Genomic DNA, 14,778 nt, shown 5'->3' on the forward strand with positions numbered 1-14,778 from the left:
CCCACCGAGGCGAGAAGGCACGGCTTACGCGCCATAGGCGCGCGTGCCGCAAGCGCGGGTCGGGGCGCGGTTAGGGCGGAAGGCAGCCAACCGGCAGTCAAGCGCAGGCATCGAACTCGCTCAATAACCAGCAACTGCCGATGTTGACGATGACCCACCGAAGCATCACGTCACCCGATCTGGATCCAGCCAACGCGCGAAGTACGGATGCAAGTCGCATCGAAATCATGCATCAAGCGTGCAGTCATACGTCGGTACCGCACTGCAGATAGCAGCAAGACCAGATCCAAAAGCAACAACAACAGCAACAACAACAACAACAACAACAACAACAACAACAACAACAACAGCACCAAACACCGCACTCACCAGGAGCCCCTCATGCGTCGACTGCTCATCGCCATGCTGCTGCTCTGCACCGGCATCGCCCACGCCCACGCTGCGCCCCATCGCATCTTTATCGCCGGCGATTCCACCGCGGCCGAGTACGGCGCCGATCGCGCACCGCAAGCCGGCTGGGGCCAGATGTTGCAAGCGTGGTTCGACCCCGCCCAGTGGCAGGTGCACAACCACGCCAAAGGCGGCCGCAGTACCCGCAGTTTCATCGCCGAAGGGCGCCTGGACGCCATCGCCAAGCAGCTGCAACGTGGCGACATCCTGCTGATCCAGTTCGGGCACAACGATGCCAAACGCGAAGACCCCTCACGCTATACCGAGCCGCAAGGCGACTACGTGCGGTTCCTGCGCCAATACATCGCCACCGCGCGCGAGAAGGGCGCCACGCCGATCCTGATCACCCCGGCCGCACGCCTGCTCTACGACTTCGGCGCATTGCTCGATACGCATGGCCGCTACACCCTGGCCATGCAGCAACTGGCCGCCGACCAACATGTTGGCCTGATCGATCTCAACGCCAGTTCCAGCGACTGGATTCGCGCACTCGGCGAGCAAGCCGCCAAGCCGTATTTCCTGTTCGTGCCCGAGCAGAACAAGGCAGATGGCACACATTTCAGCCACGCCGGCGCTACCGCAGTGGCCTGCCTGGTCGTGCACGGCTGGGTGCAGCTACAGCCTGAGTTAAAACCCCAGCTGCGTCGCGACGCCGATTGCGGCGCAGCCCCCGATACCGCTGCGCAACGCGCCGCACAGGCGCATCCATCGCTGGTTGTGCACGAGCGCGATCTCGCCCGCGAACAACCCGGCCCGCACGGCGGCGCCGGCCCCACCACGGCGTATCCCTTTTTCGCAGACGCACCGGAACTCAAGTTCGTGCTGCGCAAACGCGTGCTGCACAAAGGTGCCGGCATCGGCTTGCACCTGCACGACAAGGACGAGATCTACTACATCGTCAGCGGGCGTGGTCTGTACGCGCTGGATGGCAAGCAATACGACGTCGCGGCGGGCGATGCACTGCTGACGCGCCCGGGCAGCACCCATGCATTGCAGCAGACGGGCGATGCACCATTGGTGCTGTTGTTGGCCTACCTGCCAGCGCCGGCAGGGTGAACCGTCGGCGCGATGCAGCGCAGGTATGGGCGCCGCAGACGCGCCACCCAAGCAATGCTCCGCCGACCCAGCGCTACAACCCCGCTGGCATTCGATCCAGTCCTGCAGCCATCGCCGTGCATTGCGCCGCATGACCTTCGGCATGCTGGCAGGCGGCCTCGACCGGCGGCATGATTGGCGATCCCACACTGCTCGGCGCGCATGAAAACTCCCTGGTTGCTTCTGTGTGTGCTCATCGCGCTGGCACCTGGCGCACTGGCCAGCCCGGCATCGGCCGTCCCTGCTCCGATTGCGCTGGACCTGGAGCTTGCACCGCATGCAACCAAGGGCGAGGTGGACACGCTAGAGGTGCGTCTGCGCCTGGCCACGCTGACCGTGGCTCGCGGCGGCATCGTGGCGCAGCTGCCGATGCAAGAGGGAAACGTGGATAGCGCTGCCGAGCACATCGTCTCGATCGAAGCCACCGATGCGCAAGGGACGGTGCAGCTCGCCGGGCGCGCGGCCACCGCGCAGGAGCGCGGCGATCAAGGCCCGTTGCGCGTCTGGACTGCGCCACGCGCGCTCGGCGGCCCGCTCAGCCTGCACTACCGTGTCCCGGCCAATGCGACCCGGCCGCCACGCGGCCCGGCGCCGCCCATTTCGTTCCGTAACGATGCGCATGCGTTTTCTGCAGTGTCGAGCATGTTTCTGGTGCTGCCGCCGCAGACACAAACGTACGCGTTGACCATTCGCTGGGATCTGTCGCAGCTGCCCGATGGCGCCAAGGGGGTGAGCTCGTTCGGCGAAGGGACGGTGCAGGTCGCGCAGATCGACAACGACAGTTTGCCTTTCGTGTTCTTCATGGCCGGGCAGGTCGGACGCTGGCCGAGCGTGCCGCGTGCGGACGGGTTTTCGGTCGCCTGGCAGGGGCAACCGCCCTTCGATGCGAATGCGTTATCCGCGTGGGTGGGCAAGCTGCACGAGCAGTTCGAGCTGGCGTTTCCGCAGCCCGAGTCCAGGCCCTACACGATCTTCCTGCGCTACAACCCGGTCAACGCGGGCGGCGGGACCGCATTGAACCAGTCCTTCGTCACCACCTATGGCGCAGGGGACGGTGCCGATGTGGACCTGATCAAGATCACCTTGTCGCACGAAATGTTCCATACCTATCAGCCGCGCCTTTCCGAGCACGGGCCCGAGTCCACGACCTGGTTCACCGAAGGCTCGGCGGTGTTCTACCAGGCGCTGCTGCCGCTGCGATTCGGTTTGCTCACCCCGCAGCAGTTTCTGGATTCGCTCAACACGACCGCAGCGCGTTACTACACCAATGCGCTGGGAAATCTGCCCAACGCACGCATCGATGAGGGATTCTGGAAGGACACCCGCATCCGCATGCTCGCCTACGACCGCGGCATGTTGTATCTGGCCACGGTGAACGATGCGCTACGCAAGCGATCGCAGGGCCAGCGTTCGCTGGATGACCTGCTGCGTGAGCTGCTGGCGATCGGGCAGCAGCGCGAGGCAACGCAGGCCGATTGGGAGGCCTTGCTGAAGGCGGAGCTGGGCGAGGCGGCGGTGCAGGACTTTCATGCCTTCCTGGCCGGCACGCCGCCGTTGCCGGCGTCGGACGCGTTCGGGCCGTGCTTTCGCAGGACCAGCAAGCCACTGCGGCGATATGTGTTGGGATTCGAGCCGGCGGTGCTGGCCGAACCCAAGCGTATCGTGCGCGGGCTGATGGCAGCGTCGGCGGCCGCGCAGGCAGGAGTGCGTAATGGCGATGAGATCGTGCGTCCGGTGCCGCAGGACGGCATCCAGGGCAATCAAACCGAGCATCTGCAGTTGCGCTTGCGCCGCGACGGCAAGGAGTTCGATGTGGACTATCTGCCACGCGGCGAGCAGGTAGACGCCTGGCAATGGGAGCGCGTGCCTGGGGTGGACGATGCGCAATGCCGGCTGTGAGTCGGCGCTGATGCGCGCAGGCGTGCCTGTCTGCGGATAGGCACCCAGCCATCCGGTGCGCAGTTGCGCACGTGTCGCTGTCGCTGCCGGATCACTGCGTTGCTGAGGTTGCCCACATGCGCGACGGGATTGCCCTCGCACGCAGCGATCGCGGCGTGTCCGTCTGCGTCACCCTGCATGCCCGTCGCACACGGCGCGCGGCGCATGGATGAAGGCTCAGGCCTTATCCACCCCGTAATGCACCAGGCCCAGCCGTGCCAGGTCGCCGGAGCGGCGGTAATAGACCTCTTCCCAGCCCTGCACGCGTTGGCGGTCGGCCTCGTTCATGGCGTCCAGGATGTCTTCGATGCTGAGCAGGTCGGGGTCTTCTTCCAACCGTTCGAACACTGCGCCCAGGCCTTCGATGGCCTGCCGGGTTTGCGCTGCGCCCATGGCTGCCAGACCGCGCACTGCGTCGCTGCGGGTGGCCGCATCCCAGCGGTCGAAGTAGCGGGCGTAGCCGCTTTCGGTCATGTCCGCATCCAGCCGGGCGAGCGCGACCAGCTCGCGTTCGCCCGGCGATAGCGCGTCCAGACGTCCGCGCAACGTTGCCAGTTTTGCCTGTGCGCGTGCGGCGCGACGGCGCCACAGCAGCTCGGGCATGTTGATCAGCCCCTCCGCTGTGGGCGGCGCCACCGCAGGCCAATTCACGCCATGGCCGTCCTCGGTGATCTGCCAGTGCGCGCGCTGTGGTGGCGTGGCCTTGAGCAACAACCGATGCGCCTGGATGGGCTCGTCGATGCGGATGCCGTTGGCCAGGGTGAACAGCAGGCGGGTGTCGTCCAGCTCCAAGCGCCGGATGCGCAGATGCGTCAGGTCCATTGAGCGAATGCGATGTGGGGAGTCTCGACCATAGTCCGCACCGGCAACGGTGTCGAGTCGCTGCGCACTGCGTTGTCCCGCAGCGCGAACTGCACGTGCGTCGCATCACCTTGCCAGGGTGACGCGGCCGTCTGGCCGAGGCGCGACAGGGCAGCGCAATGCAGCCACGCACCACGGCGCGTCGCTTTCAGTCTCGCACCTCACGGTGTCAGACACGCAGCGCAGGTCAAACGTACCTAGAGTCCTTCGCGGCGTTAACCGCGTTGGACCGCTGCGTTGCACCGCGGCGGGCAGCGCAGCGCCAACGTGGCTGCTTTACACGTCGCCGTCGCGGCTCCAGCCTTCGCCACTGCCGCGCTGAATCACCTGATCGCTGCTCAGCACATCGCCGGCCGGCACCTGCGCCTGTTGCGCCAGTGCCGCGTAGATCGGCGTGAAGTCCGGGCTGGTCGCGTCCATCAACTGCGCAAAGCTGTCGATGACGAAATAGGTCTTCTGAAAACTGTCGATGCGGTAGCGCGTGCGCATGATGCGCTGCAGATCGAAGCCGATGCGATTGGGCGCGGGCGAGTCCAGCGAATACAGCGATTCGCCTTTCGACGACACGATGCCGGCGCCATAGATACGCAAGCCTTGCGGCGTGTTGATCAGGCCGAATTCCACCGTATACCAATACAGCCGGGTGAGGTTCTGCAGCGCGTCCGGGCCAATGCCGTGCGCCTTGACCCCGCCACGGCCATAGGCCTGCATGAAGTCGGCAAACAACGGATTCATCAGCAGCGGCACATGCCCGAACAGGTCATGAAACAGGTCCGGCTCGGCGATGTAATCGATCTGATCGGGACGGCGGATCCACCAGGTCACCGGAAAACGCTTGTTGGCCAGGTGATCGAAAAAGTCCAGTTCCGGCAGCAGGCCTTCCACGCCGACCAACGTCCAGCCGGTAGCTGCCTGCAGCACCGCGTTGAGCGCGTCGAAGCGCGGGATCTGGCTGTCGTCCATGCCCATAGCGTCCTGCGCCTGCAGGAACTCATCGCAGGCGCGGCCCACCAGCAACGCACGCTGGCGGCGGTACAGCGTGCCCCAGGTGGCATGGTCGTCGCTGCTATAGCCGTCCCACGGCTGGTCGACCACGGCCGTGGTGTAGACCGGCACATAACCCTTGTCGGTGAGCTGGTTTTCGACGCGGCGCGGGGCAGTGTTCATGCGACAAGACTTCCGTAGCGACTAAGGCTTCACCTTAGCCGGATCGCTGCGCAACAGGATTGCGAATCTTGCGCAGTGCCAGCACTTACGCGCAAGATTCATGCGTCTAGATCTGCTGCTGCGCAACATATGGACCAACCAATCGCCTTGGACCGCACCGATCTGCGGTTGCTCGCCTTGCTGCAGACGCAGGGGCGTACCAGCAACGCCGAGCTCGCCGTGCAGGTGAACCTGTCCGCGTCGGCCTGCCTGCGGCGCACGCAACGGCTGGAGGCGGCCGGCATCATCGCCGGCTACGGTGCGCGCCTGGATGCGCGCGCGCTGGGGCTGGGTCTGCAGGCTTTTGTGCGGGTGCAGTTGGAGCAGCACGGTCAGGCCGATATCGAGCTGTTCGCCGACGGCGTGCGCGGTTGGGACGAAGTGGTGGCGTGCTGGGCGCTGACCGGCGACATGGATTACCTGTTGCAAGTGCAGGTGCGCGATCTGGAGCATTTTTCGCGGTTTCTGCTGGATCGGCTACTCAATGCCACCGGCGTGTCCGACGTCAATTCCAGTTTCGTCCTGCGCACGGTCAAGGCGCCCGAAGGCCTGCCGCTGTCGCATCTGGCCTGAGGCGTCAGTCGCCTGGCCTGGATGCGAAACGCGTTGTGCCGGCGGAATAGGGCGCCCCCGATCGCGCGGACAATCTATTGCGATCAACGAATCTGGCTGACCTGCGATGTCCGGCGGCGGGCACCGTTGCGCAGATCGCGCCGGCAGGAGCAGGCAATCCAGGGCAGACCGCACTTGCTCAGCAAACGATAACGATTTACATTTACATAACGTCTGGCCGGCTCCGGCCATGTCCTGTTCGTCGATCCGCCAGCCTTGCCAGGCCAGCCAGCTCGTCGCCCGAGCAGCACGCCGACGCCTGCCTGCTTCCTGTCGCCACGCCCTAGCGTGCGCCCACGATCGATGAGAGACCGATGCCTGCACTGACCCACCCACTGACCACCCTGTCTGTTGCCCTGCTGTGCGCGTTGACCTGGCCTGCCGCTGCGCACGCAGCCGACCTGGCCGATGCCAAGACGCTGGACCAGGTCACCGTCAACGGCACGGTGAGCCGCGCGCAGCCGGCCACCACTACGCGCCTGCCGCTGACCCTGCAGGAGACGCCGCAGTCGGTAAGCGTGATCGGATTGCAGCGCCTGGAAGACGAGTCGCTTTTCAGCATCGATGACGTGATGCGCAACGTCACCGGCGTCAACGTGTCGTTCTACGACACCCAGCGCCCGCTGTATTTTGCGCGCGGTTTCCAGATCACCGACTTCCAGGTCGATGGCTTGCCCACCTATAGCGGCGCGACCAATCAGGAATACGACACGGTGTTTTATGACCGCATCGAAGTGATCCGCGGCGCCAACGGCCTGCTGACCGGTGCGGGCATTCCCTCGGCCACCGTGAACCTGTTGCGCAAGCGCCCGGGCAAGACGTTTGACGCCTCGGTTGCTGCAAGCGCCGGCACCTGGGATTTCCGCCGCACCCAGGCCGACGTCAATGCGCCGCTCACCGACGACGGCCGCTTCCGCAGCCGCGTGGTCGCGGCCTGGCAGGACCGTGACTACTACTACGACCGCTACCACGACAACAAAATGTCCGGCATGGCGGTGCTGGAAGGCGATCTGACCGACAGCACCACACTCACCGTTGGCTATCAACGTCAGGACAACAGCCCGGTCGGTTCGACCTGGGGCACGGTGCCGTTCTTTGCGGGCGATGGCACGCTGGCCAACCTGTCGCGCTCGACCAACATGGCACCGGAATGGACGCGCTGGCAGCGCGAAACCAGCACCGCCTTCGCCAATCTGGAACAACGCTTCGGCGAAGATTGGCTGCTGCGCGTCAACTACGCGCATACCAAGGGCGATGTGCAAAGCATTCGCGTGTACGGCACCGGCTATCCGGCCGCCGATGGCAGCGGCGTGTTCCTGCGCACCGGCGTTGGCGAAACCAGCGACACCCGCGATGGCGTGGATGTGTATCTGTCGGGCGGGTTCTCGTTGTTCGGCCGCCGGCACGACGTGGTGCTGGGTGGCAGCTGGCAGGATCTGCAATCGACCACCTACGGCATCGCGCAGCAGTACCCCAGCGGCTGGGGATCGTGCATCAACGAAAGCGGTGGGTCTGAGCGCTGCTATCGGATTCCCGACATCCGCAACTGGGATGGCGATGCACCCGAGGTGAGCTACAGCCGCACCGGCGCGCGCCGTGAAGCACGCACCACCCAGCGCGGCGTGTACGCCTCCACACGCCTGCGCCTGGCCGACCCACTGTCGCTGATCGCCGGCGCGCGCCTGAGCACCTGGCAAACGCGCACCCAGGCCTTCAACGTCAGCGGCGGCTACACCGGTACCACCGGCCGCTACAAGGTGAGCGATGAAGTCACCCCGTACGTGGGCCTGGTGTACGACATCGTGCCGGACGTGTCGGTGTACGCCAGCTACACCGAAATCTTCAATCCGCAGAACTACCGCGACAAGGACAACAACCTGCTCGCACCGGTGGAAGGCTCCAATCTGGAGGCCGGCATCAAGGCGCAATTACTCGACGGCCGCGCCATGGCCACGGCCGCCGTGTTCGAAGCAAAGCAGGACAACTACGCGGTGCGCGACATGACCCAGCCCGAATCGTCGTTGCCCGATGGAACCTCCGCGTTTATCGGCGTGGACGGCACCAAGAGCCGCGGTTGGGAGATGGATATCAACGGCGAGATGCTGCCGGGTTGGACGGTCAATGCCGGCTACACCCACGTCAAGGTCACGCGCGCACCCACCGATGCGATCTACGCCAACCTGCCCGAAGACTATCTGCAGCTGTCCACTCAGGTACGCCTGCCCGGCGCGTGGGATCGTCTGAGCATCGGTGGTGGCGTGAGTTGGCAAAGCGCGGTGCGCGGCTTCAACATCGCGCGCCCCACCGGCGATGGCAGCGGCGCCACTACGCCGGTCACCGTGGTGCAGAACCCGTATGCGTTGGTGCACTTCAACGCCAACTACCGTATCAGCGACCAGTGGACCGCCACGCTGGCGGTACGCAACGCGTTCGACAAGACCTACTGGGCCAACCTGGATTACCAGAACTACGGCGAACCGCGCTTTGTCAGCGTGTCCCTGCGCTGGCGCTACTAAGGAAACGACGATGCCGGCCGATCACCGCGCGGTGCATGCACCACGGTGATCGGCCGGCATCGCAAACAAGGTCCTAAAGCGGAATCCAAAGTATCTGCCGTTGCGTAGGAGCGGCCCCGGCCGCGACGCCGTCCCGAGACAGCATCAGCGCTTCCGCAGCAGGCATTGACCAAGGCGAAAAGCTCGCCCGCCTGGATCAACACCTCGCGCAACAGTGTGCAAATGGCAGGCAGATAACGCCGTAAACCATACGAGCGGAAAACGCGCCGAACGCGTTACATCAAGCCAGCGAGATGCGGCACTTCGTAGGAGCGGCCCCGGCCGCGCCGCCGTCCCGACACAGCGCCAGTGCTTACGCAGCAGGCATCGACCAAGGCGAAAAAGCTAGTTCGCCTGAATCAACACCTCGCGCAACAGCGTGCAAATGGCAGGCAGATAACGCCGTAGACCATGCGAGCGAAAAACGCGCCGAACGCGTTACATCAAGCCAGCAAGATGCGGCACTTCGTAGGAGCGGACCTGGCCGCGACGCCGTCCCGATAGCGCCGGCGCGCAAAAACGTTTTACACAACAACGAAGAACCCGCTCATCCGCGCCCAAGCGAGCACATGCAACTCACCGTCGCACGCACCCCGCGACATGCAGACGCGCGGTTTCTTCCTTGACCTCGCGGATCGCGGCTTACAGTGAGCAGTAAAACCGCAGCACCTGCCTGCCACCAGCAAGCCCCGCGATCACTCTGTACCTCCAATCCAACAACGCATCGAGCGCAGCGGACATCCCGCCGCACCACAACCGCTTTACGGCGCCACGCACTCCTCGTCCTTGCCGCGCAGTTTCTGCCAGCGCGACCGTTGTTCCAGGCAGCGTTGGTAGGCCTGTTGTTTTGCCGCTGCAGCCTGGTCGGCGGCGTTACGCGTGGCACTGCTACGCGCGGCCTGCAGCTGCGCGATCTTGGCGCGGATCTGCGGCATCACGGCCATTGCGGCGCGTTCGCCTTCCAGGATGGCGACACTGCGCTGATTGAAATCGGCCGAGCCGATATCGTTGACCTTGGGGCGCACCACCACGTCTGCGCGCTTTAGCTCGGCTTCGCCCAGACGCTGGCCCATGATCGAGATCGACTGGTTCACCGTGCCCAGCAGATCGCCCGGATTCTTGCCGCTGGCCTTGCTGGAAATATCCACCGCCACCACGAACTCGGCGCCGAGCTGACGCGCGGCATCCACGGGCACCGGGCTGACCACGCCGCCGTCGACGAAATGGTATTTGCCGATGGTCACCGGCTCGAACACGCCGGGAATGCTGCTGGACGCACGCACCGCCTGGCCGGCGTTACCGCGCACGAACACGGTGCGCTCGCCGTCTTCCAGGCGCGTGGCCACCACCGCAAACGGCTTGCGCAACTTCTCGATAGGCTTGCCGCCGAGTTGCTCGTTGACGTAGTCCTGCAGCTTCTGGCCCTGCACCAGGCCACCGGAGAACAGCCGCACATCGCGGATGCTGGTCTGGTCGAGCGCCACCGCTTTTTCCTGCATTTCGAACGCGTCCATACCGCTGGCATACAGCGCGCCGACCACGCTGCCGGCGCTGGTGCCGGACACCACCACAGGCGCAAACCCGTTGGCTTCGAGCATCTTGATCACGCCGATATGCGCAAAGCCTTTGACTGCGCCGCCGCCAAGCGCGATGCCGATCTTCACCGGTTTGGCCGTAGCGGCCGAAGGCGCCTGGACCACCGGCGCAGGCGTTGCCGGGCGTGGCTCGCCACCGCAGGCCGAGAGCAGACCGAGCATGGACAACAGGGCAAGCGAGCGGGAGCGGCGGAGCGCAGTCATGGCAAAAACGTCGATGGGAAAGGCGAGGGAGAATACACGCGCGCCGAGACGACCGCTGCGGGTGTAGACCTCATCGCTCACGCTAACAGGCGCGTTGGCTCCGCAAGGACAGTCGCCGGCTGCGCTCGGACCGTCGTCATGACACCAATCGCCCGGTGCGTGTCCCTTCTCCCACCGGGAGAAGAGACGCGCACCGGGCGGATGAGGGCGCCGCACTGCGCGGTGACAGTGCACAGGAATCGCCCTGCTCATCCGTTCACCCCACTCGCATTCCGCGCGCAGACCCGCGCCGGCAGCGCGGGCGCTTCCACGTACGCGCGCAAGCAGTGCGGTCTCGCCCCGCAGTTAGATCGCCCTTGGTCCGCCTTGGCCTAAGGACAGCAAACAAAGGACGGTGCTCGCCGCCAGGCGGGCGCGGGCGGTACTCGGTGCGGGCATGTACCACGCGTACACACCGTTTGCTCCGCGCCGTCCGCACCCACCCGACGACTGCTCGCTACGTTTGGGTAACCGCTCGAAAGCGATCGCCGAATCACCCAGCCCGCACCAAGCGCAGTCGAACCGAGGTGCGCTTGCACCTGACCACCGCACTCAGCTGCCGCGTCACCCAATCAAAACCGGTTATCGCCATCCAACAGCCTTCCTAGCCCGCCGAGCACCGAGCCTTCGCCGCGTTGCTGACCGCCGGCTTGCGGGGCGGCCTGCAGCATGCGACCGGCCATGCGCGAGAACGGCAGCGATTGCAGCCAGACCTTGCCGGGGCCGGTGAGGGTGGCCAGGAACACACCTTCGCCGCCGAAGAACATGCTCTTCAATCCGGCCACGCGACGCACGTCCATGTCCACGCCGGCGTGATAGGCGACCACGCAGCCGGTGTCCACGTCGATGCGCTCGCCAGGGCCGAGGTCGCGTTCGACCACGGTGCCGCCGGCGTGCACGAACACCCAGCCGTCGCCTTCGAGTTTTTGCATGATGAAGCCCTCGCCGCCGAACAGGCCGGTGAGGATCTTCTTCTGGAAGGCGATGCCCAACGACACCCCGCGCGCACCGGCCAGGAAGCTGTCTTTCTGGCAGATCAGGCGCCCGCCGTGCTCGGACAGCCGCAGCGCCAGCACCGTGCCGGGGTAGGGCGCGGCGAAGGCCACCTTGGCCTTGCCGCTGCCGGCGTGGGTGAACACGGTGGTGAACATGCTTTCGCCGGTGACCACGCGTTTGCCGGCCGAGAGCAATTTGCCCATCAGCCCGCCGCTGCTGCCGCCCTGACCATCATGCGAGCCGTCGCCGAACACAGTGTCCATCTGCACCGCCGAATCCTTGTACATCAGCGCACCTGCCTCGGCGATGGCGCTCTCGCCCGGGTCCAGTTCCACTTCGACAAATTGCATGTCGTTGCCGACGATGCGGTAGTCGATTTCATCGGCGCGCCCGGCGCTGGCAATGTTGCCAAGCGGAGGCGGTGCGCTGCCACCGCCCTGCAGCTCGGCCAGCTGACGGGCCGGCGTCCAGCCATCGAGTCCATCGCGCCAGGCCAGCGCGTCGGGTTGGCGCTGGGCATGCGCGCGGGCGCTGGCATCGTCGAGCGGGCCGATACGGTCGGCCTGTCCGGGAATATGGAAATACCACTGGGCCATCGGGAAGACTCCTGTCGGTGTGTGCGGCGAGTCTAGCTGCAGCAGCCGGCACCGCGTCCCGTGTCCAAGGTCATACCGTGCAAGGCGGTCAGGCGTGGTTGCGACGCTAGACGCCGCAGGCTGGCCAGCTAGACCTGCACGCCGCCGAGCCGGTCGCGGTCAGGCGGTTGCGCTGAAGTAGGCCGCAGCGTGGCGAGCGCCTGCATCCGGCAACGGTGTCACGTTGACTGCAGCATTGGCGCCGCCGGCTTAGGACAGCTCCCAAAAAGACTGTGCTCACTCAGCGCCAAGCGGGCGCGGCCGGTGCTCGGTGCGGCATGGTCCACGCGTGCACTCCGGTTCTGAGTGTGCCGTCCGCACCTACCTGACGACGGCTCGCCACGTCTTGTGAGCTGCTCTTATTCCCCCACCGTCGCCCAATAGCGCTCGCCGTCGCGGTGTACGCGCACCGGGCCGTCGAACGCTGCCGACAGGCTGGCATCGCTCAGCAGCGCTTCGCGCGGACCATCGGCGATCACCGTGCCGGCGCGCAGCAGAATCACCCGCGCGATTTCCGGCACGATCTCTTCGATGTGGTGAGTCACCAGCACCAGCGTGATGCCTTGCCGGGCAAGGTCGCGCAAGGTGTCGAGCATGTATTGGCGCGCCACCAGGTCCAGGCCGGTGGACGGCTCGTCCAGCAACAGCGCCTGCGGGCGGTTGACCAGGGCGCGCGCGATCAGCACGCGGCGGGTCTCGCCGGCCGACAACTCGGCAAACGGTCGATCCAGCAACGGCAAGGCACGTGCCAGCGCCAAGGCCTCACGTGCCCGCGCGCGCATGTCGTCGCTGACCTCGTGATGCGGCGGCACCACGTAGCTGGCGAAGAAGCCGGACAGCACAGCGCTTTCGACATCCAGCCCCGGCATGTCGGCCAGATTGACGCTCAAATCGCCGCTGACGATCCCCAGCTGCGAGCGCAACCGCTCCACCTGCCAGCGCGCCTGCCCCAGCACCTTCACCGCGGGCTGGCCATCGCCACGCGCCAGTGGATACAGCTCGCGCGTGATGAGCTTGATGAACGAGGATTTGCCGCAGCCGTTGGGGCCGAGGATGGCAGTGTGCTGGCCAAGCGCGATCCGCAAACGCAACGCATGCAGCACACGGATCTGGCCGCGCATCACACTTGCCTGGTCGAGTTCGATCAGCGCAGGCGCATCGGCAAACGTATCGGCAACATCGGTGGAAACAGTCATACGCAAGACATCAGGCAGTAAGGGAGAAGATACGTGTGAACCGCTTTAGCAAGGCAGGCGTCACCCTACGCATCCGAAGGGTGAAGTTTGCCGCGATCGCCCCCATCATGTCTGCATCGACCAACGAGAAACCGCCGCCGTGGAACTGCCGATGCTGTCCGATCCGATCATCGACTTCCTGACCGCCGGCGTAGCCGGGCTGGGTGTGTGGGGCATGCTCGCGGTGCTGCTGGTGTTCACCCAGCTCACCATCTTTGCGGTGACCTTGTACCTGCATCGTAGTCAGGCGCACCGCGGTGTGGATTTCCATCCGGTGGTGGCGCACTTCTTCCGCTTCTGGACCTGGCTCACCACCTCGATGATCACCCGCGAATGGGTGGCTATCCATCGCAAGCATCACGCCAAGGTCGAAACCGACGAAGACCCGCACAGCCCGCAGACCAAGGGCATCAAGCAGGTGTTCTGGCGCGGCGTGGAGCTGTATCGCGAAGCGCGCGCACAACGCGCCGACATCGAGCAGTACGGCAAGGGCGCGCCCAGCGACTGGATCGAGCGGCATCTGTACACCCCGCACGCCAATGCCGGGCCGATCGCACTGCTGGTGCTCAACGGCGTGTTGTTTGGCCTGCCCGGCATTGCGCTATGGGCGATCCAGATGGCGTGGATTCCGTTCTGGGCGGCGGGTGTGGTCAATGGCCTGGGCCATTGGTGGGGCTATCGCAATTTCGAATCCGCCGACACCTCCACCAACCTCACCCCGTGGGCGCTGTGGATCGGTGGCGAAGAACTGCACAACAACCATCACGCGTTCCCGAGTTCGGCACGGTTTTCGATGCGGCGTTGGGAACTGGATATCGGCTGGATCGCGATTCGCGGACTGCAGGCCATGGGTCTGGCCAAGGTGCTGCGTGTTGCGCCGTCGCTGGATATCCGCCCCAATATCGCCGTGCCCGATGCCGATACGCTGAAAGCGCTGTTATCGCATCGCTTCCAGGCCATGACCGATTACCAGCGCAACGTGCTCAAGCCGGCGTTGCGCGAGGAAGCCGCCGCCACCGGCGCCAAGTTGCGTGAGTTGCTGCCGCGGCGCTTGCGCAAGGGCCTGGTCGATGACGGGCGCTGGCTCAAGCCGGATGCGCGCGCGCAGTTGCAGGCCTGGGTGGCGCAACGTCCGCGCATGCGCACGTTGGTCGAGTACCGCGCGCGCCTGACCGCGGTGCTGGAAGCGCGTAGCCATGATGCGTCCGAGCGTCTCAAGCAGTTGCAGCAGTGGTGCCATGAGGCCGAAGCCAGTGGCAACGCCGCGCTGCAGGCGTACGCGGCGCGGCTCAAGGGCTATGCGCTGAGTGGCGCATAAGCGCAGCGGCACGCGTGCTGCGGTGGGCGCACGCGGCTG

General features: G+C 65.4%; 11 protein-coding genes and 2 other RNA genes. 7 read left to right on the forward strand and 6 right to left on the reverse strand.

The features are described 5' to 3' along the window. Positions 1-225: 225 nt before the first annotated feature. Positions 226-369, reverse strand: a complete 144-nt coding sequence (locus VC212_RS19460) for a hypothetical protein (protein ID WP_323526614.1) — start codon at positions 367-369, stop codon at positions 226-228. A 12-nt stretch (positions 370-381) separates the two neighbouring features. Between VC212_RS19460 and VC212_RS19465 the strand changes: the two genes are divergently transcribed. Then, entirely contained in the window at positions 382-1,506 is a 1,125-nt protein-coding gene (locus VC212_RS19465; protein ID WP_323526618.1) for a GDSL-type esterase/lipase family protein, read from the forward strand. Positions 1,507-1,707: 201 nt separating this feature from the next. Beyond that, positions 1,708-3,444, forward strand: coding sequence for a peptidase M61 (locus VC212_RS19470; protein WP_323526619.1), 1,737 nt, complete (start codon positions 1,708-1,710; stop codon positions 3,442-3,444). A gap of 216 nt (positions 3,445-3,660) precedes the next feature. Here the strand turns inward: VC212_RS19470 and VC212_RS19475 are convergent, their stop codons facing one another. Both VC212_RS19475 and phhA read right to left on the reverse strand, forming a co-directional pair. Further along, positions 3,661-4,305: a DUF4375 domain-containing protein gene (locus VC212_RS19475; protein ID WP_055853834.1), complete on the reverse strand. Its 645-nt coding sequence runs from the start codon at positions 4,303-4,305 to the stop codon at positions 3,661-3,663. Between the two features lie 315 nt (positions 4,306-4,620). Then, positions 4,621-5,511, reverse strand: coding sequence for a phenylalanine 4-monooxygenase (phhA, locus tag VC212_RS19480; RefSeq protein WP_055853828.1), 891 nt, complete (start codon positions 5,509-5,511; stop codon positions 4,621-4,623). A gap of 129 nt (positions 5,512-5,640) precedes the next feature. Between phhA and VC212_RS19485 the strand changes: the two genes are divergently transcribed. Both VC212_RS19485 and VC212_RS19490 read left to right on the forward strand, forming a co-directional pair. After that, complete coding sequence (locus VC212_RS19485; protein WP_055853825.1) at positions 5,641-6,123, forward strand: Lrp/AsnC family transcriptional regulator; 483 nt, start codon at positions 5,641-5,643, stop codon at positions 6,121-6,123. A 353-nt stretch (positions 6,124-6,476) separates the two neighbouring features. Then, positions 6,477-8,678, forward strand: coding sequence for a TonB-dependent siderophore receptor (locus VC212_RS19490; protein WP_323526621.1), 2,202 nt, complete (start codon positions 6,477-6,479; stop codon positions 8,676-8,678). A gap of 800 nt (positions 8,679-9,478) precedes the next feature. On the opposite strand, the gene VC212_RS19495 is transcribed toward VC212_RS19490, so the two are convergent. Continuing rightward, positions 9,479-10,516: a patatin-like phospholipase family protein gene (locus VC212_RS19495; protein ID WP_323526622.1), complete on the reverse strand. Its 1,038-nt coding sequence runs from the start codon at positions 10,514-10,516 to the stop codon at positions 9,479-9,481. Positions 10,517-10,952: 436 nt separating this feature from the next. On the opposite strand from VC212_RS19495, the gene VC212_RS19500 reads away from it, so the two are divergent. Next, a non-coding RNA gene (locus VC212_RS19500) (sX9 sRNA) lies at positions 10,953-11,028 on the forward strand. Positions 11,029-11,127: 99 nt separating this feature from the next. Here VC212_RS19500 and VC212_RS19505 read toward each other — a convergent pair. Then, on the reverse strand, positions 11,128-12,147 hold the full coding sequence (locus VC212_RS19505) for a TIGR00266 family protein (RefSeq protein ID WP_323526626.1): 1,020 nt from the start codon (positions 12,145-12,147) through the stop codon (positions 11,128-11,130). Positions 12,148-12,464: 317 nt separating this feature from the next. On the opposite strand from VC212_RS19505, the gene VC212_RS19510 reads away from it, so the two are divergent. Then, positions 12,465-12,541, forward strand: a non-coding RNA gene (locus VC212_RS19510) — sX9 sRNA. Between the two features lie 4 nt (positions 12,542-12,545). Here the strand turns inward: VC212_RS19510 and VC212_RS19515 are convergent. Further along, complete coding sequence (locus VC212_RS19515) at positions 12,546-13,382, reverse strand: ATP-binding cassette domain-containing protein (RefSeq protein WP_323526628.1); 837 nt, start codon at positions 13,380-13,382, stop codon at positions 12,546-12,548. Between the two features lie 151 nt (positions 13,383-13,533). Between VC212_RS19515 and VC212_RS19520 the strand changes: the two genes are divergently transcribed. After that, the gene (locus tag VC212_RS19520; protein ID WP_055854001.1) at positions 13,534-14,739 is read left to right on the forward strand and encodes a fatty acid desaturase; all 1,206 of its coding nucleotides are present in this window, start codon (positions 13,534-13,536) and stop codon (positions 14,737-14,739) included. Positions 14,740-14,778 lie beyond the last annotated feature (39 nt).

This window comes from Xanthomonas sp. WHRI 8932A, from assembly GCF_035012785.1.
GTDB lineage: Bacteria > Pseudomonadota > Gammaproteobacteria > Xanthomonadales > Xanthomonadaceae > Xanthomonas.